The sequence below is a fragment of the Streptomyces decoyicus genome (genome assembly GCF_019880305.1).
Classification (GTDB): domain Bacteria; phylum Actinomycetota; class Actinomycetes; order Streptomycetales; family Streptomycetaceae; genus Streptomyces; species Streptomyces decoyicus.
Genome location: NZ_CP082301.1, coordinates 6211873 through 6235213, shown reverse-complemented (window position 1 = coordinate 6235213; position 23341 = coordinate 6211873). Strand labels below are relative to the sequence as shown.

Here is a 23341-nt window from a genome sequence, read left to right as displayed (position 1 = left end):
AGAGGGTACCGAGGCCTGGTAGAGCCGATGTGACGCCACCCGTAAGCATGCCCATGGTAGTAGAATTTCGCTCGTACGTTCGATCCCTCGATGGGGTGACGTCCGAGTGACGTGCACATCACGTTCCCTTCGAGGCATGAACCATTTAGGCTCCGGGCACGTCCTCATCAACAACCGGCAAGCCAGCCGGGAGGACAGATGCAACAACCAACGTGAATCAGACCACCAAGCAATACGGCTCATTCGCCGCCACCCGGCAGCACCCGGCCCCCTTGAAGAATTTTTTCGAGGAAAAGGCACGAGCGGGAACGTTTTCGGCCTGGTTGGATGTTGACCCTGGTACGACAGCTCGTCGAGCTAGAGAAGAGGCGACGTGACTACTGTTCTGACACCCGCGAGCCCGCTGACGGCCGCTGACCGCTGCGACCGCTGCGGCGCCCAGGCATACCTGCGCGTCGTCCTGATGTCCGGCGGAGAACTGCTCTTCTGCGCCCACCACGGTCGCAAGTTCGAGCCAGAACTCAAGAAGATCGCCGCGGAAATACAGGACGAGACGGAGCGGCTGACCGCTTCTCCGGCGTCCGCGTCCGAAGAGGAACGCTGACACATCGCATCCACGACGAGCGAGCAGCGGCCCAGCGCCGTACCGCGGGCGGTTCCCCGACACCACAGGGGACACCGCCCGCACTCGTACGCTCACACGCGCCTGTAAGCCCCCCGCGCGGCTCAGTCGGCACCATGTGCGGACACCGCCGGGAGAAGCGCCGAGGCGCGCGTATAGACCCCGGGACTACCGGCCTGACCGCAGCCGGTCCCCCATGACACCAGGCCCACCAGCCGTCCACGCACGACGAGCGGCCCGCCGCTGTCCCCCTGGCAGGCGTCCCGGCCGCCGGTCGGCTCCCCCGCGCACAACATCGTCCGCGCCCGGTACGCACCGTCGGCACTGCCCGGATACGCCTTCGCGCAGACCGCATCGGGCAACACGTTGACGTGCGCCGCCCGCAACCGGGAGGCATAGCTGCCCCCGCCCGTCGTGTCCCCCCAGCCGTAGACCGTGGCCGCGCTGCCGGCACGGTAGGCGCTGTCCTGCCGTCCCGCTATCGGGATGGGACGGTTCGGAACCGGCTTGGCCAGCGTGAGGACGGCCATGTCACCGTCGTTCGTGTAGCTGTCGTAGCGCGGGTTGACCCAGATTCTCGCGGGCTTGAGCTCCTGGCCACCGGCACCGCTGAGCTTGTCGCGTCCGACGATGACCTTCAGGTCCCGCACCTGCTTCCAGGGGATGCCCAGCACCTCCTTACTCAGACAGTGCGCCGCCGTCACCACCGTCGAGTGCCCGACGAGCACACCGCCACAGAATTGCCCGGAGCGCTGGGCCCCGAAGCGCTCGTGGGAGGTCAGCGCCACCGCCCAGGGGCTCTGCGACAGCGGTGCGGGCTTTCCGCCGATCACCGACTCGTCCGCAGCCGCCGATGTCGGCAGGACGAGGGCCAGCGCGAGGGCCCCGAGGGCAGCATGTGCGGTCGGACGCATTCGTACTCCTGACTCTGGGGCAATGCGCGCACACCCAGAGTGACCCAAACGGCGGCCGCACGCACCCCGGAACAGGCGCGAGCCCGGCCCCTCCAGCTAGGAGTGACCGGGCTCGTGGCGCTCTTTTGGGCGGTTGGACTAGTCGAGGTAGTCGCGCAGCACCTGGGAGCGAGACGGGTGACGCAGCTTCGACATCGTCTTCGACTCGATCTGACGAATCCGCTCACGCGTGACGCCGTAGACCTTGCCGATCTCGTCCAGCGTCTTGGGCTGACCGTCGGTGAGTCCGAAGCGCATGGACACGACGCCGGCCTCACGCTCGGAGAGGGTGTCCAGCACCGAGTGCAGCTGCTCCTGCAGAAGCGTGAAGCTGACCGCGTCGGCCGGGACGACCGCCTCGGAGTCCTCGATGAGGTCACCGAACTCGCTGTCGCCGTCCTCGCCCAGCGGGGTGTGCAGCGAGATCGGCTCGCGGCCGTACTTCTGGACCTCGATGACCTTTTCGGGGGTCATGTCGAGTTCCTTGGCCAGCTCCTCCGGGGTGGGCTCGCGGCCCAGGTCCTGGAGCATCTGGCGCTGGACGCGCGCGAGCTTGTTGATGACCTCGACCATGTGGACGGGGATACGGATCGTACGGGCCTGGTCGGCCATGGCACGGGTGATGGCCTGGCGGATCCACCACGTCGCGTAGGTCGAGAACTTGTAGCCCTTGGTGTAGTCGAACTTCTCGACTGCACGGATCAGACCGAGGTTGCCCTCCTGGATCAGGTCCAGGAAGAGCATGCCGCGGCCCGTGTACCGCTTGGCCAGGGAGACGACCAGACGGAGGTTGGCCTCCAGGAGGTGGTTCTTCGCCCGGCGGCCGTCCTCGGCGATGATCTCCAGCTCGCGCTTGAGCTTCGGTGCGAGCTTGTCGGAGTTCGCCAGCTTGTCCTCGGCGAACAGACCCGCCTCGATGCGCTTGGCGAGCTCCACCTCCTGCTCGGCGTTGAGGAGCGGGACCTTACCGATCTGCTTGAGGTAGTCCTTGACCGGGTCGGCGGTGGCACCGGCCGCGGCGACCTGCTGCGCAGGCGCGTCGTCCTCGTCGTCGTCGGACAGGACGAAACCGGCGTTCTCCGTGCCTTCGGCGGCCTCGGGAGCGTCGCCCTTGCCGGGCGCCGGGGTCTCCTCGGTCGCCTCGTCGTCAAGCAGCTCGTCGACGTCCTTCTTGGACGCGGTCTTCTTTGCGGTGGCCTTCTTGGCCGTGGTCTTCTTCGCGACCGTCTTCTTGGCGGTCGCCTTCTTCGCCGCTGCCTTCTTCGCAGGCGCGGACTCGGACTCACCGGCCGGGTCGTCCGCCACAGGGGCGGGGGCCGCGGCCGCGGTGGTCTTCTTGACCGTGGCGGTCTTCGCCGCGACGGTCTTGGTAGCGGTGCGCTTCGCCGGACTCTTCGCTGCGACGCTCTTGCGGGTGCGCTTGGGCGCCTCTGCGGCACTGACCATCAGCGTCACACCCTCCTCGTCGAGGATCTGGTTGAGGCTGCGCAGAACGTTCTTCCACTGGGTTGGCGGAATCTGGTCAGCCTCGAAGGCCCGACGCACGTCATCGCCGGCGATCTGCCCATCTGCCTTTCCCCGCTCGATGAGCGCCATCACAGACTCGGACTCGGCGATCTCCGGCGGGAGCGTACGGGATGTGCTGGCCGACACGAACAACCTCTCGGAACGATGGAAACGGCTTCCGACCCCGTCCAGTGTGGATCGGAGCCGACGACCGCCGGTGGGGATAGACCGACGGCGCAGGGGCAACCGGGGAGTTGAACAGCGTCACGAACGCCGCTCGTATTCCCTCCTCGGCTATCACCTCTTAAGTCATCGCGCTTCCCGGAAGAGCGTTACGCCCAATCTGCGTGGCCCGAGTCACACCCCATAACGACCCATTCCCAGTCATATGACATGCAACCCTTCCAAGACCTGTCGCCGGATCCGGTCGACGACCCGGATCCGGCGATGTGTGTGCGCCTCGCCGCGTACGACCTGCCCTGCCCGAGGGGTACGCAGGGCACGGGGGCCGCGCGGCGCCTACGGTCCGTACGCGGTCGGGTACGGACCTTCAGTGCTCGCGGGGCGCGGGGACGACGTGGTCCACGGGCGTCCCGGAGCCTTGGCCCACGATCTCGCCATGGGCGGCAAGGAGCTGGCGCATCGCGGACTCGGCTGCCGTGGCATCGCCGGAGCCGATGGCGTCGACGACCCGCATGTGCTGGCCCACGGACGTCTCGACCGGTCGCTCACAGCCGCCGGCGGTGCCGCCGGAGACATGCAGGGCGGAGGAGACGATGCCCGAGAGGTGCTCGAGCATGCGGTTGCCGGCGAGCTGTAGCAGCAGCGAGTGGAACTCGGCGTCCGCACGGGAGAAGGTCATGGTGTCGCCCTGGGCGGCGGAGTGGCCCATGATCTCGACCATGTCGGCCAGCCGCTGCTGGATGTCCTCACGGCCGTGGCCGGCGGCGAGCCGGGCGGCGAGGGGCTCGATCGTCCAGCGCAGCTCACAGAGCTCGCGACGCTGGTCGTCGCGCTGGGGCCCGTAGGCCCGCCATTCGATGATGTCGGGGTCGAGGAGGTTCCAGTCGCTTACCGGGCGCACTCGGGTGCCCACATTGGGGCGAGCGCTGACGAGGCCCTTGGCCTCGAGGACGCGCAGCGACTCACGGACGACGGTGCGGGATACCTCGAAGCGCTGGCCGATCTCCTCGGGGACGAGCGGACGGTCGGCGCCGAGATCGCCGGAGACGATCATCTGGCCGAGCTGTTGGACGAGTTGGCCGTGCAGGCCGCGGCCGCGGCTGCCGGCCGCGCGACGGCCGACCCGGCCGATGTCGGCCTCGGAGCTGTCCCAGACCTGCGAAACGCGCTCGGCACGGTCGTGGCCGGCTGCGTTGTTGGCGTTCGCGGCGTTGGCGGCGTTGGCGTAGGGGTAGCGGTCAAGCTCGCCCGGGCCTGCGAGGCCGGTGTCGCCGGGGCGAGCCGCGGTCATCATGGTGTGCGCAAGGGTACTCACGCATCTTTTGTCGGCGACACCCTGAACACCCTTGAGGTCTTTGGTGAAAAGCACACGAAAGGGTGATCGCCCCCCATCCCTGAATTGACGCTTTATCGGAAAGAAATGCGCTCTCCATGGCGAGTTGTGGACAGCGGCCACAACAACAGGGCGCCAAAATATATGCCTTACTCGATCAGCAGAAGAAGCCGGGAAGCGCCGCGGGCACATATCCGCTGGCCAGACGGGTCGGCGACAACACCCCTGCGCCGCCTACGGGTTGGCGTGCGCACCGCATCATGAACAGATGTGTCTTGGTCGATTCCGAACGGGCACTTGACGCGGCCACCGGACGGCAGGTGACGGCCTCGACAGAAGCGCCGCAGCGGAGCTCGCCGACAATCCCGGTGCGGTGGAAAGAAATACACCGACGGCCAATAAACCGGTCCGACCGTGAGGGCCTGCGGTCCCACCCAACTGACTGCGAGCACAGGGCACTCGATAAGCCGGCGGCAGACTCCGTCCCGAAAGCGACGACGGAGCCGAGGGAGGCAGCGCAGAGGCGATCGGTCCGTCGTCCGGACAGGCAGGCAGGCAGGCAGGCAGGCAGGCAGGCAACGGGCCGTACAGGTCGCTAGCGGGCCGGAGCCAGGGGCGAGCGGCGCCGCGCAGCCGGAGGCGTCGACGGCGGTCGTGTGCAGGCTGCGGGCCGCGGAGGAAATCGGACCGCTCGGCGGTGCGAGGCGTCGCCCCTCGGCGGGGCGTGAGGCCGGTCGGACACTACAAGGGATACGAAGGGACTCACCCGGCCACAGTACCGCCATGTGTCCCATTTCTCGCAATTGTTCCATTTTGATGGTTCGTCGGGCCACTGCGCGTGAGCCTCAGCGCCCGCGGTGCCGTGGCCCTGTCCGGACTCAGACCTCGGGGCGCAGCATCGGCGGGTTGAGCAGCGTCGCTCCCCCTGCCCGGAACAGCTGTGCGGGGCGGCCGCCCTGACGCGTCGTCGTGCCTCCCGTGGGCACGAGGAACCCGGGGGTGCCGGTCACCTTGCGGTGGAAGTTACGGGGATCCAAGGCAACGCCCCAGACCGCCTCGTACACGCGGCGCAGCTCGCCCACGGTGAACTCCGGCGGGCAGAAGGCCGTGGCGAGCGAGGAGTATTCGATCTTCGAGCGGGCGCGCTCCACGCCGTCAGCAAGGATCTGGGCGTGGTCGAAGGCCAGCGGGGCCGCCAGCTCGCCCTCGCGCGCGAGGGTGTCATCCTGCTCCAGCAGGGTCTCCACGGATGCCCAGCGCGCGCTGTGGGCATCGCCGCCGGCCTTGGGAGCGGGCAGGTCGGGAGCGAGTACCAGGTGCGCGACGCTGACGACCCGCATCCGGGGGTCCCGCTTGGGGTCGCCGTACGTGGCGAGCTGTTCGAGGTGTGCGCCGTACACGGGGGACGGGCCCGCCGGGGACTGGGCGTGCAGACCGGTCTCCTCGGCGAGCTCCCGGGCTGCCGCCTCCTCGAGGTCCTCATCGGCCCGGACGAATCCGCCCGGCAGGGCCCAGCGGCCCTGGAACGGCGGCTCACCACGACGTACGGCCAGCGCGCACAGGGCGTGGCGGCGCACGGTGAGCACGACCAGGTCGACGGTGACGGCGAAGGGCGGGAAAGCCGACGGGTCGTAGGGAGGCATGGGCGTGATCATAGTCGTCCGCCTGACGATAAACAGGCCTGGAGCACCTCACGAACCCAGCTGCAGGCCGTCCGCCGCCGTCTCCACCATCCCCATGCCGAGTCTGCTGATCCGTACGGCGAACGGCTGCTCCGCGACGCTCAGGCCGGTGAGCTGCATCGCGCCGAGCGGGGCCGTGGCGAGCGGCCGCACGGAGACCGTCCCGGCGGGGACGTCGGGGCGCAGGCCCGCGAGGGCGACGAGTATGTGCACTGCGCCGCCCGCCGCCACGGCAGCGGGCCGGCAGGCCGCCGGGTGCGGTACGGGAGCGCCGCCGGTGGAGCGCTGCTCGCCCGCGTACATCTCGGGGATGCGGTACCCGAAGCTCTCCGCGGCGTCGAGGACGCCTCTCGTCAGGGCACCTGCCACCTGCTCATGGCCGGCTGCGGCCAGACCCGCGGCGGCGATCGCCGTCTCGTGGACGCGAACCGCGCCGCTGCGGTGGCCGAACGGGTTGTAGCCGCTCTCCTTGGCGCTCAGCCCGCGCAGGCCCCATCCGGAGTCCATGGCCGGGCTGCCCAGCAGTCCGGCTAGTTGGTCGGTCTGTGCCGCGTCCAGCAGTCCGGGGGCCGAGGCCCCGCCACCGAGCAGTCCGGTGTCGAGGAGATGGACGCTGGTGGAGCCGAGGTGCGGGACGGGCCGGCCGTCGGCGGTGAGCAGGGCGGCGGGGCGGCCGCCCGCAGGGTCCTCCAGCCAGAAGTCTCTGCGGAACCTGAGACGCAGTCCTGCGGCCCAGTCCCGTAACACCGACGCGTCGGATGATCCGCAGGCGTCGAGGAGATCGGCGCCCAGGAGGGCGGCGCGATGGGCGTGGGCCTGGGTTTCGCAGCGGTACGGTCCGCCGGGCACGGGATCGGGGACATAGCCGCCGCGGCCGCTGCCCGGTGGGTCGGTGACCCTCCTCAGCCATGTCAGGCAGCGCTCCGCGGCGGGCAGCAGCCGTTCTGTCTCCTGTTCGGGCAGGCCCCAGCGGCGGGCCTCCGCGAGAACGGCGGGGAACAGAAGAGTTGCCTCGATGCCGGTGCAGCTCGGCGGCAAATGTGGCCCGGCGTCCCGGAGAGCGCCGGGAATTCGGCCGAAATCCGCCCCTGGCGCGGCTTGTTGGCTACGGGCGAGCGCGCGCAGCGTGCCTGCGGCGAGCTTGGTGCCCAGGGGCAGGAGCATCCGGGCGGCCCATAGCGCTTCGACCGGTGCAAGGCCGCAGCGCCAAGGGAATCCGCCGGCGACGTACATGTCCGCAGCGGCAATCGGGTCCCGCATCACCAGGCCGTGGAGATCGTCGAGGCTGCCCGCCATGAGGGCGTCAGCTCGGTGGTCGTCGCACTCCAGCCGGGCCGCTGTCCAGGGGCGCGGCGGCCGGTCGCTGCGTGTCCGCGGAGTGAACGCCCCTGTGCGCGGGCCGGGGATACGGACGCCCACCGGATGCCGGTGGTGACCCGAGGGGCTGCCCGGGCCGCCGGTCCCGTATTCCAGTGCGGCGCGGAGTTCGATGGTGCGGTGGCCGCCGGGCGGCAGGTCGATTTCCCAACGCAACAGGCCGGGCGAGGCCAGTACGTCCTCGGGCGAGGGCGTCGCGGACACCACCGCGTGCACACCGGTACCGGACCATCGAAGCCCGGAGCCGTGGACAGCGGCCCGTAGTTCGGGTCCCGGGAGTCCGACGGCGACGGATCCGAGCTCCGCGAGGTCCGTGCCCAGCCGGATCTCGACCGGCAGCCGGACGGGCCGCGCGGCACTGCTGTGGAACGTGATCTGTTCGGTGCCGTCGGCGGATCGCAGCCGCTCCATGCGGATCTCCGGGTCCGGCCCGCGCTCTTGGGCCCTGCGGATCGTCCCGATGAACCGGGCCCGGTCCGCGCCGGTCAACCGCCCTTGGACGATGAGCGGTTCATCGCCCGCGACCTGCAGTTCGCAGCGGGACAGGACCCTTCGGCCGTCTCGGTAGAAGCCGTCCGTGCCGTGGCCGGTCAACTGCCCCGACGGCGGGGATACGGCGAGGGCCGGGAGGGCCACACAGACGAGTGAGGAGTGGACGGGCTGGGGTTGCGGGGCCCGGGGCGGCGCCGGGCGCCGCTCTCCGGGCAGCCGGCGGGTCGGCTGAGTAGTGGGGACGATGCCTGGCACGCTCTGCGCTCCCTGGTGAGGTCGGGGCTCCCTGCGGGTTGCTCCACTCAGGTGAACGGTGCGGCCGGCGCACAGGTCACGCCGGCCGCGCAGCGCCGGCACGGTCACCGCCGGCTCCGGTCGCCGTCGCGCCCGGCCCGGCGCCTGCCACGCCCGTCCGTCGTACGGCTACCGGGGCCCGTGCCACCGCGCGGCCCCCGCGGGCGGGCGGCCGGCCCGGGGCGGGTCGGCGCAGGGCGCTTCGTGGGCTGCCGGGTGCCCTTGGCGTCGGGCGCGGGGGCGGCCGGCTGGGGTTCGTCGGCCGCCTCCCGGTTCTGTTCGCGCAGGCACCGGCGCAACGGCTCCGGGTCGAGCCCTTCGTTGACGGCGCGGTGCAGCAGCTGGGCGAAGGTGTAGTCGGGGTCGATGGCCAAGGCGCAGCTGAGGGCGACGCGCGCCGAGGGTCCGTCCTCGGTGGACCAGCAGACCCAGCCCGCGAGGGTGAGCGGTGCCACTGCGTGTTCGGCAAAGCCGCCGGCGCAGCGGCGGGCGAGGGCACGCCAGAGCCGAAGGGCCGGCGCGGCAGCGGGGCCATCCATCCACTCCGCCGCCCGGTCACGGGTGACCCGGTCCTGGAGGCCGAGGATCAGATCGGCGGCCTCGGCATCGGTGATCAGCGCGTCGTCGCAGGCGTCCCTGGCCCGGTTGCTGCCCGAGGGGGTGTCCTGGCGGAACCGGTGGATCATGGCTCCGGCCAGGTCGAGGGTGTCCCGGCGGACGGCTGCCGCGCCGTCCCGCCGGAGCATGCGCGGAACCAGCGCGCCGGCGGCCGCGTCCAGCGCCTTCTCCTGCTCGGCAGCCCGCGGCCCGGTGCGGGGCGTGAGCCTGGCCTCCATCTCCTTGAGCGATCCGCGCACCTGCATTCCCGCGTAGGCGGCGGCCGCGGCCATCACGGACGTGCCCGGCATGACCATGGGTGTGCCCTCCGCCGGGCAGCACCGGAAGTCGGGGCAGCAGTAGGACCAGAAGCGGCCGTTGGAGAGGCACAGGGCTTCCAGGACCGGTACGTCGAGCGTGCCGCAGGCGGTGCGCAGCCGCTGGGCGAGCGGGCGGAGGCGGTCCTTGACGTCCTTGCCGCTCTCGCCCGCCGCCGGCTCCTGGCAGAGGTAGACGATGATCGCCGCGGGTCGGGCGTCACGCTCCTGACCTGCGGAGATCAGACACTCGGCGAGCTGATCGGCGACATCGGGCCACTGCGCGGTGTCGGTCGGGATGCCGAGCCTGACCCGGCCGCCGAAGCGTCCGCGCTCGCCGTTCAGCGCGACCATCACGATGCTGTCGTCCGGATAGAAACCCATGAGATACGGCAGGGCGTCGGCGAGCTCGGCCGGGCCGCGCAGGGTGACCTGGGCTTCGGCGGGCTGGGCCTCGGCCGCGTCGGCACGGGTGGAGGAGTGGGAGGGGCGGGACGGGGTTGCGGAGCCGGTGAGGCGGGACGTGGGCGAGGAGGCGCCGCGGTTGGAGGGGTTGGAGGGGTTGGCGGTTTTCTCGGGGCCGGGCGGGCTGGAGAGGCCATGGGGGTCGATGGGTACTGTGGGGTCGGAGGATCCGGATGAGCGGGGCGGGTCGGCGGGGGCCTGCGGCTTCGGTGCGTGGGGAGAGCGAGGAGAGTTCGGGGGGTTGGCTGCGGGAGGGGTGACGGTCGTGGGGGTGGAGGGGATGTCGCCGGGGCGCTTGCTCGGTTCGCTGTGCGGATTCATGGCTCGAAGATCCCGCGGTCGGCCGCCGCTCCGCGACCCCTGTGGATAACTCTCGGGCGACGAGGTTATCCACAGCTTCGGGCGGGCGTTCGCGCGTTGTCAGTGGCATCGGGTTGCATGGGGGCATGAGCAACGAAGATCTGCGTGCCGCAGCCGATGCCGTCCTGACCCGACTCGTCGGGGATCCCAGCGGCGAGGCCAGGCTGCGCGAGGATCAGTGGCGGGCGATCGAGGCGCTGGTCGCCGACCACCGCCGCGCCCTGGTCGTGCAGCGCACGGGCTGGGGCAAGTCCGCGGTCTATTTCGTCGCGACGGCGCTGCTGCGCGAGCGCGGCAGCGGCCCGACCGTGATCGTCTCCCCGCTGCTCGCGCTGATGCGCAATCAGGTCGAGGCTGCCGCGCGGGCCGGCATCCGCGCCCGCACGATCAACTCCGCCAACACCGAGGAATGGGACACGGTCCAGGCCGAGGTGGCGGCCGGCGACGTGGATGTCCTGCTGGTGAGCCCCGAGCGGCTCAACAACCCCGATTTCCGCGATCAGGTGCTGCCCAAGCTCGCGGCGGCGACCGGTCTGCTGGTGGTCGACGAAGCGCACTGCATCTCCGACTGGGGCCATGACTTCCGTCCGGACTACCGGCGGCTGCGCACGATGCTCGCCGATCTTCCGCCCGGTGTGCCCGTGCTCGCCACCACCGCCACGGCCAACGCGCGGGTGACCGCCGATGTCGCCGAGCAGCTCGGGACGGGCGAGGGCTCCACCGAGGCGCTGGTGCTGCGCGGGCCGCTGGACCGGGAGAGCCTGAGCCTGGGCGTCCTCCCGCTGCCGGACGCCGCGCACCGCCTCGCCTGGCTTGCGGACCATCTGCACGAGCTGCCGGGCTCGGGGATCATCTATACGCTCACCGTGGCCGCCGCCGAGGAGGTCACGGCCTTCCTGCGCCAGCGGGGGCACACGGTCTCCTCGTACACCGGCAAGACGGAGAACGCCGACCGTCAGCAGGCCGAGGACGATCTGCTCGCCAACCGCGTCAAGGCGCTGGTGGCGACCTCGGCGCTGGGCATGGGCTTCGACAAGCCCGACCTGGGTTTCGTGGTGCATCTGGGCTCGCCGTCGTCCCCCATCGCGTACTACCAGCAGGTGGGCCGGGCCGGCCGTGGGGTCAAGCACGCCGAGGTCCTGCTGCTCCCCGGGCGGGAGGACGAGGCGATCTGGAAGTACTTCGCGTCACTGGCGTTCCCGCCCGAGGAGCAGGTGCGGCGGACCCTGGACGTCCTTGCGGCAGCCGGCAGGCCGGTGTCCCTGCCGGCCCTGGAGCCGCAGGTCGAACTGCGCCGCTCGCGCCTTGAGATCATGCTCAAGGTCCTCGACGTGGACGGCGCCGTGCAACGCGTCAAGGGTGGCTGGACGTCCACCGGCCGTCCGTGGTCGTACGACGCCGAGCGCTATGCGTGGGTGTCGCGTCAGCGCGAGGCCGAACAGCAGGCGATGCGGGAGTACGCCACCACAACGGGCTGCCGGATGGAGTTCCTGCGGCGGCAGTTGGACGACGAGGCGGCCGTCGTGTGCGGGCGCTGCGACAACTGCGCCGGGGGGCGGTTCACCACCGAGGTGTCCGCCGCATCGCTGGATGCGGCGCGCGGCGAGCTGGGACGGCCCGGCGTGGAAGTGGAGCCGCGGCGCATGTGGCCCACGGGGTTGCCGGCCGTCGGCGTCGACCTCAAGGGGCGTATCCCGGCAGGTGAGCTGGCCGCGACCGGCCGGGCCCTGGGGCGGCTCTCCGACATCGGGTGGGGCAACCGCCTGCGGCCGATGCTCGCACCGCAGGCTCCGGACGGTCCGGTTCCGGACGATGTGGCGGCCGCCGTGGTCACGGTGCTCGCCGACTGGGCCAAGGGGCCGGGTGGTTGGGCCTCGGGTGCGGCTGATGCACCGGCCCGCCCGGTGGGCGTCGTCGCGCTCTCCTCGCGCAGCCGCCCGCAGCTGATCCGGTCACTGGCCGAGCGGATCGCCGCGGTCGGCCGCATGCCGTTCCTGGGCGCGGTGACCTCGGCGGACGACGGATTCGACGGCAGGATTCCGCGTAGCAACAGCGCCCAGCGGCTGCGGGCTCTGCACGGCTCGCTGAGCGTACCGCCGGAGCTGGCGCAGGCTCTGGCGTCGGCGGGCGGCCCGGTGCTGTTGGTGGACGACTTCGCCGATACCGGCTGGACGCTGGCCATGGCTGCCCGGCTGCTGCGCCGGGCGGGCGCGGAGGGGGTGTTTCCGCTGGTTCTCGCCGTACAGGGCTAGGAGGAGTACGGCACAGCCCGACGCGGCGCCGGGGAGGGACATTTGCCGCTCCCTGGTCGATTCCGGTCGCGGGCGGGAATCGCCCGTTGCCGCATGCCTGTACGACCGCGAGAATTAGAGCTGCTTCCCCATACCGGCCGTCCGTGGTCAGGCAGGGCCATGTCGTGGTGCGCTCCCGCGCCCGGCCGCCGCCCGACGTGCGGACGCGTAGACGATGGGAGGAACGTGACCTTCGGCTTCGCCCCGCCCCAGCAGGTGCCCCCGCCCGCGTCCGCCGACCCCGCCGCCCGACTGGGACGGATGCTGGAGCCCGCCGAATGGGCCTCGGCCGGTATCCCGTTGCTGCGCAATCCCCGTGAGGTCGTCGCCGGCCTGCACGACCGTCATCGGCCGGTGCCGTCGACGGCCGTCGTCGCGGTGCTCGACACGCACGAGCGGGTGACGGCCAGCGCCTCGTTCACCGAGCGCACGGCCGCTCCCGATGGCTGGGAGTTCCGCAATGTACTGCTGGCGCATCTGCGCCGGGTCATCCCGCACGACCTGCGGCTGCGCGCCCCGGTCCGGACCGCGGTGCTGCTCTACTGCCGTGAGGGCGAGCCCCGTTGGACGGAGACGGACGGGGCATGGATGTGGGGGCTGCGCGACGCCTGCACCCTGCACGGGCTCCGCTGCGGGGCGTACATCACCTTGACCCCGGACCGCTGGCAGGTACTGGGAGAGGGCCGGGGCGGGCGCCGCCCGAAAACGTCCTCCGTGGACAAGCCGGTCACCGCATCGCGCCGCACGGGTGCCGGACGCATGGAGACGCATCGCACCACGGCGGCACGTCCGGATTCGCCACGTACGGCCGCGGCTGTTCCCGTGACTCAGCACCGGTCGGCGCCACGGCGCACGGGAGGCGGCGCCCCGGAAGCCCATCGGCGCACGGCAGCCCGCTGAACGACCGGGCGGATGTGCGCCCGGCTTCCGGCACCGGCAGATGATGCGGGGCCACCCCGCTCGGCGCTACGGCACATGCCGACCAGCCGACTCGGCGTTCCAGCTACTCAGCGTTCCGGCCGGCACACGGGCAGGCCGCTCCGACCAGTGCCCAAACCGCCCGCAGAAGCCGTGCCCCCGCCCGAAGCACCCGGTGCCCGAACCTCGTCCGTGCATGAGCGCGGGCAAGGTCCGTGCGGGAGCCCGATCGAGGCCCTTCCAGGAGCGCAAGCCAGCAGGAGCGCAAGCGAGCCCGACGGCCACCAGGGCCGACGGGCTGTTGCGAACCGGCAGCGGTCAGGCGGCCGTACCGAGAACGGTGTTGATCCGCTGCGGGTCACCACAGACGATCAGCAACGCTCCCGCACGGGCCATCGCCGCGGGCAGTGCCTGCGCGGTGACCTCGTCCGTACCGCCGTTGACGGCGACGACGACAACGGGCCGGCCAGTGGCACGCTCGGCGCCCGCGTCCGCGTAGAACACGTCGTCCGCGGCGTCGTGTTGGGCCCAGTAGGACGCCTCGCCGAAGGACAGTTCATGGGCTGCCCACGGGTGCGTTTCACCGGTGGTCAGCACCAGGATGTCGCTCGGCGCACGCCCGGAGTCCAGCAGCAGGTCGACGGCCTCGTCGGCGGCGTCGATGGCGCCGTCGACGGGTGCCGGGATCAGCTGGAGCTGCGCTCCCGCGGCAGTGCCGGTCTTGCCGGCGGACGGCGGCGGGGAGCTGGTGCGCTGCGCCGGCGGAGCGGCGACAGGCCCACGCGGCGGGGCAGCAGGTCCGGGCTTGCCCGGACGGACACTGGACGCGGGAGCGCCACGCGGCGGAGCGGGGCGGGGACCGGGACCAGGAACAGGACGGGGGGTCGGCGCGGTACGGCCGGCGGCCGGAGTTGCGCGGGGACCCGGGACACTCTCGTGAATCTGAGGCTCCTCGGGGAAGAGAGGCATAAAGGGATGTCTATCAAACGTAAGTGCGGAACATGTCATCGGGTACCGAATTGATGTCCGCACCGCTCAGAAATCGAAGCCGAGTTGGCCACCGGCTTCCAGAGCGGCTGCTTCGGGGGTGATGCGCACCTTCTTCAGATGCCGCCACCGGGGCAGGGCGTCCATGTAGGACCACGACACTCGGTGGTGCGGCGTAGGACCGTACTCCTCCAGGGCGATGCGATGGGTCGGCGAGGGATAGCCTGCGTTGGCCGCGAAGTCGAAGTCGGCGTACACCAGGCCCAGTTCGGCCATCATCGCGTCGCGCCGCACCTTGGCGATCACGGACGCGGCGGCGACCGCGATGCAGGACTGGTCACCCTTGATGACCGTGCGGACCCGCCATGGCGCGCCCAGGTAGTTGTGCTTGCCGTCGAGAATGATCGCGTCCGGCCGGACCGGCAGCGCCTCCAGGGCGCGTATGGCCGCGAGCCGCAGAGCCGCGGTCATGCCCAGCTCGTCGATCTCCTCCGACGAGGAGTGCCCCAGGGCATACGACGTGACCCATGCGCCGAGCACCTCGCACAGTTCGGTGCGGCGCTTGGGGGTCAGCAGCTTGGAATCGGTGAGGCCGTCGGGCGGCCTGCGCAGGCCGGTGATGGCCGCGCAGACGCTGACCGGACCGGCCCACGCTCCGCGCCCGACCTCGTCGATACCTGCAACGATCTTGGCGCCCGTCGTGGCGCGCAATGATCGCTCGACGGAATGGGTGGGGGGCTCGTACGGCATGGCGCCAGCAAGGTTACGCCTATTCGGCTCAGCCGTCCGCACCGGATCCCCACCTGGTGGCCAACGGCGTCGGCGACCGTGTGAGCGGGACGCCAACGGGACCGGCCGGTTCCGCTACCGATGGGTATGCGGAGGCAGGCCGAGACCGCGCGAGGCCGGAACCGGGCGCCGCCGTCACCTTGCCCCGCGCGGACCGTACCCGGTCAAGTCGCTGCCCGGTGCCGCCCGTTGAAGGATGCCGGGAAGACGGAAGCGGACGGACGCGGCCGAGACACGGCGGGCGGGGAGGGCAGCGGGTGAGACGGACGACTGCGGTCAGCCGGCGAGGGCTGGAGCCCAGGACGGGAGGGGCTCGGTGCCGTCCAGCCATGCCTCGGGCGGGCTGCCCGCGCGACCGGCGGCGACGATGCCGCCGACGATGGCGCAGGTGGTGTCGACGTCGCCGCCCGCCTGAGCCGTGGTCCAAAACGCCCGCTCATAGTTGCCGAGATGCCGGGCCGCTGCCCAGAGGGTGAAGGGCACGGTGTCGTGGGCACTGGTGCGTCGTCCGCACCCCAGGACGGCGGCGACGGTGGAGGAGTCGGCGTAGTCGAGCATGTCGCGGGCCCGGCGCAGTCCGGCCTGTACGGCGCTGCGCGGGATCAGCTCCAGCACGCCGTCCAGCAGCTGTTCGGGGCCGGTGTCGCGGGTCGGGTCGGCCACCAGGGCGGCCGCGGCGGCCACGGCCATGGCACCGACGACGGCCTCGCGATGCTGGTGGGTGGTGTAGGCGGAGATCTCCGCCTGGTGGGTGGCCTGCTCGGGGTCGTCGGCATACCAGGCACCGAGGGGAGCGATGCGCATGGCGGCGCCGTTGCCCCACGAGCCCTGACCGTTGAAGAGTCCGGAGGCCAGTTCACGCCAGTCGCCGCCCTCGCGGATCAGCCGCAGCATGCGGTTGACGGCCGGTCCGTAGCCACGGTCGAAGTCATGGCGGTGGGCGAAGGAGCGGGCGAGGTCGTCCTGGTCGATCCGGCCATGGGCGGTGAGCACCGCAAGGACCGAGCAGGCCATCTCGGTGTCGTCGGTCCACTGCCAGGGGGCGGGAGGCAGCTCGCGGCGCTTGAGGGAGGGGTAATGGGCGGGGACGAAGAACTGGGATCCGAGGGCATCACCCACGGCGAGGCCGCGCAGGCTCGCCAGAGCCCGCGCACAGCGGTCTGCGTCACGGTGGTCGGGGGTCATCGCTGTGCACTCTAACCGGTGGCGCCATAAGGCTCGGGTTCACACCAGCGCTCGAAGGGCCGGTCGAGGGCGTATCGGCCGTCCGGGCCGAGCAGCAGGGTGCGCCATTCCGCATTGCCGGGATTGGACAGTGACTCGAAATCGGCCACCGTCCAGTGGAACCACCGCATACAGAACAGCCGCATGGTGAGACCGTGCGTGACGATGAGGACGTTCGGCGGGTGGTTAGGGTCCTCGAAGCTGCGCCACAGGCTCTCCAGGAACGCCCCGACCCGGTCGTAGACATCTGCTCCGGACTCGCCCTGGGCGAAGCGGTAGAAGAAGTGGCCGTAGGCGTCACGGTAGGCCTTCTGCCGTCGCACGTCGTCGCGGTCCTGCCAGTTCCCCCAGTCCTGCTCGCGCAGCCGGGGCTCCTCGCGCACCCGGACCCTGGCCGGATCGAGGCCCAGTTCCCGGAAGGTCTGGTGGGTGCGGCGGTAGGGCGAGACATAGGCGGAGATCCGCTCGTCGCCGAACATCTCGCGCACCGGGCCACCGGCTTCCTTCGCCTGCCACAGCCCGGTCTTGGTGAGCGCGAGCGCATGATCGGGCTCCCGCTCGTACACGGTGTCGTCGACATTCCCCACCGACTCTCCATGGCGGATGAGGACGATGCGACGGGGCCGGGCCATGCCGCCAGCCTAAATCTCCTGCTTTGTACATGCCGCACGCGGCTGTCATCACGGCGTTGTCCTCGCACCCCGTTCCCTCCGTTGTGCCGTGCGTTGTTCCTTGCGTCGTCATCGACTGCTTCTGCCGGCCGCCCCTGCCCCGTGTCCGCTCCGCTACCGGCCGACGTGAGGGCCTGACCAGCGCATCAAGACGGTCCACCGCCCCCGGCGAGGCCGGCGCCGTCCTTCCCGTTCGCTTCTCACGGACCGAGGCGGGCCCCCACGGGTACGGCGTGGTGACCGGCCGCCGGGGCCGGTCAGTGTGTGACCAGGGCCGGGCGGCCGTCGCGTATCTCGTAGGGGCGGCCGCCGAAGCGTCGTCGCAACAGGCGGTCGTGGGAGACGACGACCAGGGCGCCGGGCCATGCCGAGAGTGCCGCTTCGAGCTCTTCGACGAGGGCGAGCGCCAGATGGTTGGTCGGCTCGTCGAGCAGGAGAACGTCCGCGGGGCGGGCCAGCAGCCGGGCCAGCGCGAGCCGGCGCCGCTGACCTGCCGAGAGCGCCCCGACAGGCACATGGAGGTCACCTTCGCGGAACAGGCCGAACGAGAGCAGCAGGGCGGTCAGCTCCTCGGTGCTCCCGGCCAGACCGCGGCGGAACGCGGCGAGCAGTGGCTCGGCGGGACGGGAGACCGGTATTTCCTGAGCAAGGAAGCCGATCCGCCCTCGTCGCTGCACCGTCCCGCGGTCCAGCGGGACGACCCCCGCCAGGACACGGAGCAGCGTGCTCTTGCCCGCGCCGTTGGCACCGTGGATCAGCAGGCGGTCACCGGCGGAGACAGTGAGGGAGTCCACCGCGAGCCGGTCCGCGACCCGCACCCCTTCGAGGCGCACGAGGGTGCCCTCGGCCTCGCCGATTCCCGGTGCCGCCCGGAAGCGGAGCGGCTCGGGCGGTCTGGCGACCGGATTCTCCCGGAGCCTTTGCAGTCGCTCCCGGGCATGACGCACGCGGCTGGACACGGATGACTGGACGCGACCCTTGTCCCGGTCGTACGCCATCTTGTTGCCGTCCTTGATGGCCCGGCCCCGGGCGACGCTGTGTGCCCCGCCCGCGGCGAAGTCGGTGAGCTGCGCGATCCGTTCGGACCACCCGGCATGGTCCTGCTCCCAGCGCCGGCGGGCGGCGGCCTTGGTGGCGACGAAAGTGCCGTAACCGCCGCCGTAGCGGACGAGGCTCCGGCGGTCGGCGTCCACCTCGACGATCGCGGTCGCCGTCCGCTGGAGGAAGAGCCGGTCGTGCGAGACGGCGAGGACGGTGCCCCGGTGGGCGAGCAGGGCATCTTCCAGCCAGTCGAGGGCTTCGGCGTCGAGGTGGTTGGTGGGCTCATCGAGGAGCATGACCTCAGGGGCGGCGGCAATCAGGCAGGCCAGGCCCAGCCGGGCCTGCTCGCCGCCGGAGAGGCCGCCGAGGGGCCGGTCGTGGGCCAGCCGTGCCAGCCCCAGGACGTGCAGTGCCTTCTCGATGCGGGCATCGGCTTCGTAGCCGCCGCGCAGCTCGAAGACGGTGAGCAGCTCGCCGTACTCCTCCAGCCTGCCCGGGGTGGCATGGCCGAGCCCGCTCTCCAGCGACCGCAGCCGACGCTCCATCTCCCTGAGGTCGGCCAGGGCGGCGTCCATCACGTCCTGGACGGTGTGGTCCGGCGGGAGGCCGGGGGTCTGGCCGAGGTAGCCGATGCCGCCGTCGGCACGGACCACCGCCTGCCCCTCATCGGGCTGCTCGAATCCGGCGAGGATGCGCAGCAGGGTCGACTTTCCGGCGCCGTTCTCCCCCACGATCCCGATGCGTTCGCCGGGGCGTATCGACAAAGAGACACCGTCGAGCAGCAGCCGGTCCCCGTAGGACTTGGTGAGGTCGCGCAACGAGATCTGAGTGGGCAATCATCCTCCTCCACACAAATGCAACCCATGTCGCATTACGATGATGATGGCACACGAAATTCGCTAACACAACAGGAGTTGCAATTGCCTGAGGAGACAGCACACGAGAAGCGCCGCGAGACCGGTGAGTCCGCACCCACCCCCGGCACCCGGCGCCCCGGCGGCCGCACCGCCCGCACCCGCGCCGCCGTCCGTGACGCCGTGCTGGCCGGACTCACCGAGCACGGCTATCCGGGCTTGACGGTGGAGTACGTCGCCGAGCACTCCGGCGTGCACAAGACGACGCTCTACCGCCGCTGGAAGGACGTCGAAGGCCTGGTGGCGGACGCCCTCGACCTCGCGGGCGAGGACAGCTGGCTCCCGCCCGACACCGGGTCCCTGGAGGGCGATCTGCGCGCTCTGGCCCACGAGGTCGTCGCCTCCTTCACCGACCCCGCGGTAGCCGTGTCGGGCTCCGCGATGATCGCTGCCGCCTTCCAGTCGGAACGGGCGGCCGTGGCACTGCGCCACTACTACGCCGAGCGGTTCGCGCGCTGTGAGGTCCTCGTCGAACGCGCCGTTGGGCGCGGGGAATTGCCGGGTGCCCCGGACACCGACACAGCGGAGGGCACCCCGGCAGCCCTCCCGTCGGATACCGCCTCCGGCGCCGCCCCGGGCAGCACCATCGACGCCGGCGCGCTCGTCCGCTCCGTATCCGCGCCGCTCTTCTTCCGCCTGTTCATCACCCGGGAGCCGGTCGACAACACCCACGCCGACCAGGCCGTGGCCGTGACGCTGGCCGCCGCCCGCGCCGGGGCGTTCACCACCGGCGGTACGGTCGACGGCGCCTCGGGCGCAGCCCCCTGACCGCGCCGCCCGTCACACCGTCCACGACGGTTCGAGCTGCACCACATCGCCCGCGATGGCCCGGACATCCGCGGCTATCTGGGCCCGCAGCGCCAACCGCTCCACTCTCTCGGGCCGGTACTTCCCCCGCTCCGCCGCCGACTGCCACATCGACAGCACCAAGAACTCCTCCCCCGGAGCCCGCCCCAGCATCCCCCGCAGCATGCCCGGCGAACCCGCCATCGCCGGGTTCCAGACCTTCTCCTGCATCAGCATGAAGTGATCCACCCGGTCCTGGTACACCTGGCAGTGCGCGAGCCGCAGGACGTCCACCTCACCGAACGACGGACGGAAGCCCACCTTCACATCAAACTCGTGCTCGAACAGCCGCACTTGGGCGTCCTTGTACGTGCCGACCTGGGAGGCCGCCAGCCGGTCGTGCGAGCGCGCCATGAAGGAGTCATAGAAGGCCCGGCTCTCCCAGAAGGCCACCAGATGGGCGACGCCCGGCCGCCCCCGGCTCCACCCTCCGCCCTGCCCTCGAAACCCCGGCTCACCCAGCAGCCCCGCCCATTTCCGCTGCCCCCGCTCGAACCCTCGACGGTCCACAACGGTGAGGCGAATCCACTTGACCAGCACCGCGCCATCGTACGGCCCAGGGGCGGGGCGGGATCACTGCGCGTCACATCCGACCGGCCCGAACTTCCTTACGGCCGGGGGTCGATCGGTGTGTGCACACCCAGCCGACGCTCCACCTCCTCGGCCGCCTCCAGGCACAGGTCTTCCCGGTAGGAGCGCCCGATCAGCTGCACGCCATAGGGGAGCCCCGCCACCACCCCGGTGGGCACGGCCACCGCGGGCACGCCGACGAAACTGGTCGCGGTGCACAGCCGCATCGCGTGCTGCACCCGCTGATGGCTCTCCTCGTCGCGCACCTCCTCCCCCGGCGCGAACGGCGGCTCGGTGAACACCGGCCCCAGGACCAGCGGGTACACGTCCAAGAACGCCGCCCAGTCCCGCTGGATGCCCATCCGCACCCCGGTCAGCCGCAGATAATCCGGCAGCTCCACGGGACCGGACCTCGCCATCCCCATCTCGACATAGCGATGGCCGCCTTCCCCGAGCAGGGGCCTGACGAGCGGCCAGGTGGTGGCGAACTCCGTGAGCGTCATACGGCCGTAGGCATCGAGGGCGTCGTCCAGTCTCGGTACGTCCGCCACCTCGCTCACCTCGTACCCCGCGTCGCGCAGCGCGTCAGCGGCGCTCTCCACCGCCTTGCGCACCACGGGGTGGACACCGCGCCCTCCGGGATCCGTCACCATCGCCACCTTGAGAGGACGCTCCAACGGATCCCCATAGGGCGGCACCGGCACGGCCCGCGGGTCACGCGGATCGGCCCCTGCCAGCACCTCGTACGCGAGCCGCAGATCGCCGACCGTACGGGCCAAGGGGCCGTCGACCACGAGGATCTGGGCGGCGAGGGAGGGGTCGTCGGGCCCGATGCGGTGATCGGCGGCGAACCGCCCGTAGGTCGGCTTCAGACCCGCGACGCCACAGAAGGACGCGGGAATCCGCACCGACCCACCGGAGTCGTTGCCGAGTCCGAGCGCCGCCATGCCGCTCGCCACGGCCGCGCCGTCACCGCCGCTGGTGCCGCCCGGCGTGACCGCGCTGCTCCAGGGGTTGGCGGTGTCCCCGAACAGCTCGCTGCGTGTGTGGACACCGGCCAGAATGAGCGTCGGCATGTTGCTGTGCCCCACAGGGATGCCGCCGGCTGCGCGCAGCCGCGCCACCGGGGGCGCATCGGAGCGTGCAACAGAATCACGCAAGCGCTTCGCGCCGTAGGTCGTCGGCACGCCCTCGATGGCCGTGGTCTCCTTGACCGTGAACGGCACACCGGCCAGCGGACCCAGCTCCGCGCCGGCCGCCCGCCTGCGGTCGATCTCCGCCGCCTCGCCCCGCGACTGCTCGGCGAGGAGCTGGGTGACGGCGTTGACCGCCGGATTGACCTCGGCGATCCGCGCCAGATGGGCGTCGACCAGCTCCAGCGCCGACACCTCCCCGGTGCGGACCGCCCTTGCCTGGGCACGGGCCGTCATCTTCCACAGCGCGTTGCGCATGTCCTCACCATTTCGTGGCCTCCGCCGGCCCTTCTCCGGACCGCGCAGGCCGTGTAAGAGCCCTTTCCGATGCGCTTGCATCGGAAAGGCATCGTAGCCTTGTCACCGATACGTACGCATCGAATAAACCGGAGTGCGGGCATGCCCAAGCAGGTCGACCACGGGAGCCGGCGTCGGCAGATCGCCGAGGCCGTGTGCCAACTCGCCGACGAGAGCGGACTGGAAGGCGTGACGCTCCGCGACGTGGCGGCCCGCGCAGAGGTGTCCATGGGAGCCGTCCAGCGCTGCTTCGGCACCAAGGAGGAGATGCTGGTCTTCGCGCTCAGTGACATCGGCGAACGGATCGCCGCACGGGTGGCGGCCCGGCTCGTCGAATCGCCCGCCCAGTCGGCCCGTTCGGCGCTGGGGCACGCCGCGGCCGAAGTGTCGCTGCTCCGGGAGGAACATCGCGCCGAGGCCCGGGTCTGGCTGGCCTTCATGGCGCAGGCCGCCGTCAGCCCGGCCCTGGCCGAAATTCTGCGCACCAACTACACCGGACTTCAGACGGTGTTCGCACGGCTGGTCGCCGACGCCTGCGACACCCCCGACCCGGACCGCGCGGCCCGCACCCTCCTCGCCCTCGCCGACGGGCTCACCGCCCACGTCCTGGTCGGTCACCTCTCCCCCAGCACCGCGCTGGACGTACTGGACGGCCACCTCAACCGTCTCTGGGACGAGCGGGCCCGCTGAGCCGGCCCCTGCGACCCCACGGGCGATGGGGGCACTTTCCAGCCACTCGGTGCGGATGCAAACCCCATGTGACCAGGGACAGTTCACCCGCCCTACGGAACGCCGGACGTGACACGATGGTCAGCCAACGGGAAGTCCTGGGGAGTTGTCCGCGTGACCGCGTGGTTCGAGCCGTGTCCCCGGGAGATGACGGGAGGGAAGCCCGGTGAGCACGTTCAACAAAGGGATCGAAAAGGTCGAGGTCACCCTCAAGTGGGACCCCAGCCCCTCCGGGACGCCGGACAATGACCTCGACATCATCGCGGCGACGTATACGGCCGATGCGCCGCACGGCGATCCTGCCTATCTGGTGCACTTCGACAGCCGGTCGCCCGACGGGACCATCACCCTCAACCGGGACAGCAGGACCGGCCAGGGGTTCGGCTTCGACGAGATCATGACCCTGGAGCTGGACCGGCTGTCCGACACCTACGCCCGGGTGGTCGTGGGCGTGGCCATCCAGCAGGGCGAGGGCCGCAAGGTCTTCGGCGACATCGAGAACACCGCTGTACGGATCCGCGAGGGCTACACCGATCTGGCGGAGAACGACTTCGCCGAGGTAGCGGAGGCGACCGCCGCCAGGGTCGCCGAATTCACCCGGGACGAGGCGGGGCAGTGGCGATTCCGCGCCGCACTCCGCGGATTCGACACCGACCCGGACGCGTTTGTCTCGCAGATGGGCGGCTGACG

At 71.1% G+C, this 23341-nt stretch carries 19 protein-coding genes; 6 read left to right on the top strand and 13 right to left on the bottom strand.

Annotated features, from left to right (window positions below):
- Window positions 1–373 precede the first annotated feature (373 nt).
- Entirely contained in the window at window positions 374–604 is a 231-nt protein-coding gene (locus tag K7C20_RS27505) for a DUF7455 domain-containing protein (RefSeq protein WP_006602664.1), read from the top strand.
- Between the two features lie 122 nt (window positions 605–726).
- On the opposite strand, the gene K7C20_RS27500 is transcribed toward K7C20_RS27505, so the two are convergent.
- The 6 genes from K7C20_RS27500 to K7C20_RS27475 form a co-directional block, all read right to left on the bottom strand.
- Window positions 727–1536 carry a serine protease gene (locus K7C20_RS27500; protein WP_053210042.1) on the bottom strand — a complete coding sequence of 270 codons (810 nt, stop codon included), beginning with the start codon at window positions 1534–1536 and terminating at the stop codon, window positions 727–729.
- A gap of 138 nt (window positions 1537–1674) precedes the next feature.
- A complete protein-coding gene (locus tag K7C20_RS27495; RefSeq protein WP_030078358.1) occupies window positions 1675–3234 on the bottom strand; it encodes an RNA polymerase sigma factor in 1560 nt (519 codons plus the stop codon).
- Between the two features lie 397 nt (window positions 3235–3631).
- Complete coding sequence (locus K7C20_RS27490) at window positions 3632–4633, bottom strand: FadR/GntR family transcriptional regulator (protein ID WP_063781302.1); 1002 nt, start codon at window positions 4631–4633, stop codon at window positions 3632–3634.
- A gap of 842 nt (window positions 4634–5475) precedes the next feature.
- Entirely contained in the window at window positions 5476–6240 is a 765-nt protein-coding gene (locus K7C20_RS27485; RefSeq protein ID WP_030078351.1) for an NUDIX hydrolase, read from the bottom strand.
- 48 nt (window positions 6241–6288) lie between these two features.
- On the bottom strand, window positions 6289–8292 hold the full coding sequence (locus tag K7C20_RS27480) for a glycogen debranching N-terminal domain-containing protein (protein ID WP_053210040.1): 2004 nt from the start codon (window positions 8290–8292) through the stop codon (window positions 6289–6291).
- Window positions 8293–8507: 215 nt separating this feature from the next.
- Window positions 8508–10142, bottom strand: a complete 1635-nt coding sequence (locus K7C20_RS27475; protein ID WP_030078345.1) for a DUF4192 domain-containing protein — start codon at window positions 10140–10142, stop codon at window positions 8508–8510.
- A 125-nt stretch (window positions 10143–10267) separates the two neighbouring features.
- Between K7C20_RS27475 and K7C20_RS27470 the strand changes: the two genes are divergently transcribed.
- Window positions 10268–12433, top strand: coding sequence for a RecQ family ATP-dependent DNA helicase (locus K7C20_RS27470; RefSeq protein ID WP_030078343.1), 2166 nt, complete (start codon window positions 10268–10270; stop codon window positions 12431–12433).
- Between the two features lie 225 nt (window positions 12434–12658).
- Window positions 12659–13372 (top strand): hypothetical protein, encoded by a 714-nt coding sequence (locus K7C20_RS27465; protein WP_053208486.1) that lies wholly within the window; start codon window positions 12659–12661, stop codon window positions 13370–13372.
- A 336-nt stretch (window positions 13373–13708) separates the two neighbouring features.
- Here K7C20_RS27465 and K7C20_RS27460 read toward each other — a convergent pair whose 3' ends face one another.
- From K7C20_RS27460 to K7C20_RS27440, 5 genes are all read right to left on the bottom strand, one after another.
- Window positions 13709–14359 (bottom strand): hypothetical protein, encoded by a 651-nt coding sequence (locus tag K7C20_RS27460; protein WP_030078337.1) that lies wholly within the window; start codon window positions 14357–14359, stop codon window positions 13709–13711.
- A 66-nt stretch (window positions 14360–14425) separates the two neighbouring features.
- Complete coding sequence (locus tag K7C20_RS27455) at window positions 14426–15127, bottom strand: ribonuclease HII (RefSeq protein WP_053208485.1); 702 nt, start codon at window positions 15125–15127, stop codon at window positions 14426–14428.
- 315 nt (window positions 15128–15442) lie between these two features.
- Window positions 15443–16351: an ADP-ribosylglycohydrolase family protein gene (locus K7C20_RS27450; RefSeq protein WP_030078335.1), complete on the bottom strand. Its 909-nt coding sequence runs from the start codon at window positions 16349–16351 to the stop codon at window positions 15443–15445.
- Between the two features lie 11 nt (window positions 16352–16362).
- Window positions 16363–17022 (bottom strand): histidine phosphatase family protein, encoded by a 660-nt coding sequence (locus K7C20_RS27445; RefSeq protein ID WP_030078333.1) that lies wholly within the window; start codon window positions 17020–17022, stop codon window positions 16363–16365.
- A gap of 296 nt (window positions 17023–17318) precedes the next feature.
- Window positions 17319–18938 carry an ABC-F family ATP-binding cassette domain-containing protein gene (locus K7C20_RS27440; protein WP_053208484.1) on the bottom strand — a complete coding sequence of 540 codons (1620 nt, stop codon included), beginning with the start codon at window positions 18936–18938 and terminating at the stop codon, window positions 17319–17321.
- An 84-nt stretch (window positions 18939–19022) separates the two neighbouring features.
- Between K7C20_RS27440 and K7C20_RS27435 the strand changes: the two genes are divergently transcribed.
- Window positions 19023–19784, top strand: coding sequence for a TetR/AcrR family transcriptional regulator (locus tag K7C20_RS27435; RefSeq protein WP_030078331.1), 762 nt, complete (start codon window positions 19023–19025; stop codon window positions 19782–19784).
- A 12-nt stretch (window positions 19785–19796) separates the two neighbouring features.
- On the opposite strand, the gene K7C20_RS27430 is transcribed toward K7C20_RS27435, so the two are convergent.
- Window positions 19797–20402 (bottom strand): YdbC family protein, encoded by a 606-nt coding sequence (locus tag K7C20_RS27430; RefSeq protein ID WP_030078329.1) that lies wholly within the window; start codon window positions 20400–20402, stop codon window positions 19797–19799.
- Between the two features lie 68 nt (window positions 20403–20470).
- Window positions 20471–21883, bottom strand: coding sequence for an amidase (locus K7C20_RS27425; RefSeq protein ID WP_030078327.1), 1413 nt, complete (start codon window positions 21881–21883; stop codon window positions 20471–20473).
- 141 nt (window positions 21884–22024) lie between these two features.
- Between K7C20_RS27425 and K7C20_RS27420 the strand changes: the two genes are divergently transcribed.
- Window positions 22025–22612, top strand: a complete 588-nt coding sequence (locus K7C20_RS27420) for a TetR/AcrR family transcriptional regulator (RefSeq protein WP_030078325.1) — start codon at window positions 22025–22027, stop codon at window positions 22610–22612.
- Window positions 22613–22817: 205 nt separating this feature from the next.
- Window positions 22818–23339, top strand: coding sequence for a TerD family protein (locus K7C20_RS27415; protein ID WP_030078323.1), 522 nt, complete (start codon window positions 22818–22820; stop codon window positions 23337–23339).
- Window positions 23340–23341: the final 2 nt, after the last annotated feature.

Excerpts from the sequence above, each read along its gene's own strand:
- K7C20_RS27500 (WP_053210042.1), bottom strand. The coding sequence starts at position 1,536 with ATGCGTCCGACCGCACATGCTGCCCTCGGGGCCCTCGCGCTGGCCCTC.
- K7C20_RS27485 (WP_030078351.1), bottom strand. The coding sequence starts at position 6,240 with ATGCCTCCCTACGACCCGTCGGCTTTCCCGCCCTTCGCCGTCACCGTC.
- K7C20_RS27475 (WP_030078345.1), bottom strand. The coding sequence starts at position 10,142 with ATGAATCCGCACAGCGAACCGAGCAAGCGCCCCGGCGACATCCCCTCC.
- K7C20_RS27470 (WP_030078343.1), top strand. The coding sequence starts at position 10,268 with ATGAGCAACGAAGATCTGCGTGCCGCAGCCGATGCCGTCCTGACCCGA.
- K7C20_RS27460 (WP_030078337.1), bottom strand. The coding sequence starts at position 14,359 with ATGCCTCTCTTCCCCGAGGAGCCTCAGATTCACGAGAGTGTCCCGGGT.
- K7C20_RS27455 (WP_053208485.1), bottom strand. The coding sequence starts at position 15,127 with ATGCCGTACGAGCCCCCCACCCATTCCGTCGAGCGATCATTGCGCGCC.
- K7C20_RS27450 (WP_030078335.1), bottom strand. The coding sequence starts at position 16,351 with ATGACCCCCGACCACCGTGACGCAGACCGCTGTGCGCGGGCTCTGGCG.
- K7C20_RS27445 (WP_030078333.1), bottom strand. The coding sequence starts at position 17,022 with ATGGCCCGGCCCCGTCGCATCGTCCTCATCCGCCATGGAGAGTCGGTG.
- K7C20_RS27425 (WP_030078327.1), bottom strand. The coding sequence starts at position 21,883 with ATGCGCAACGCGCTGTGGAAGATGACGGCCCGTGCCCAGGCAAGGGCG.
- K7C20_RS27420 (WP_030078325.1), top strand. The coding sequence starts at position 22,025 with ATGCCCAAGCAGGTCGACCACGGGAGCCGGCGTCGGCAGATCGCCGAG.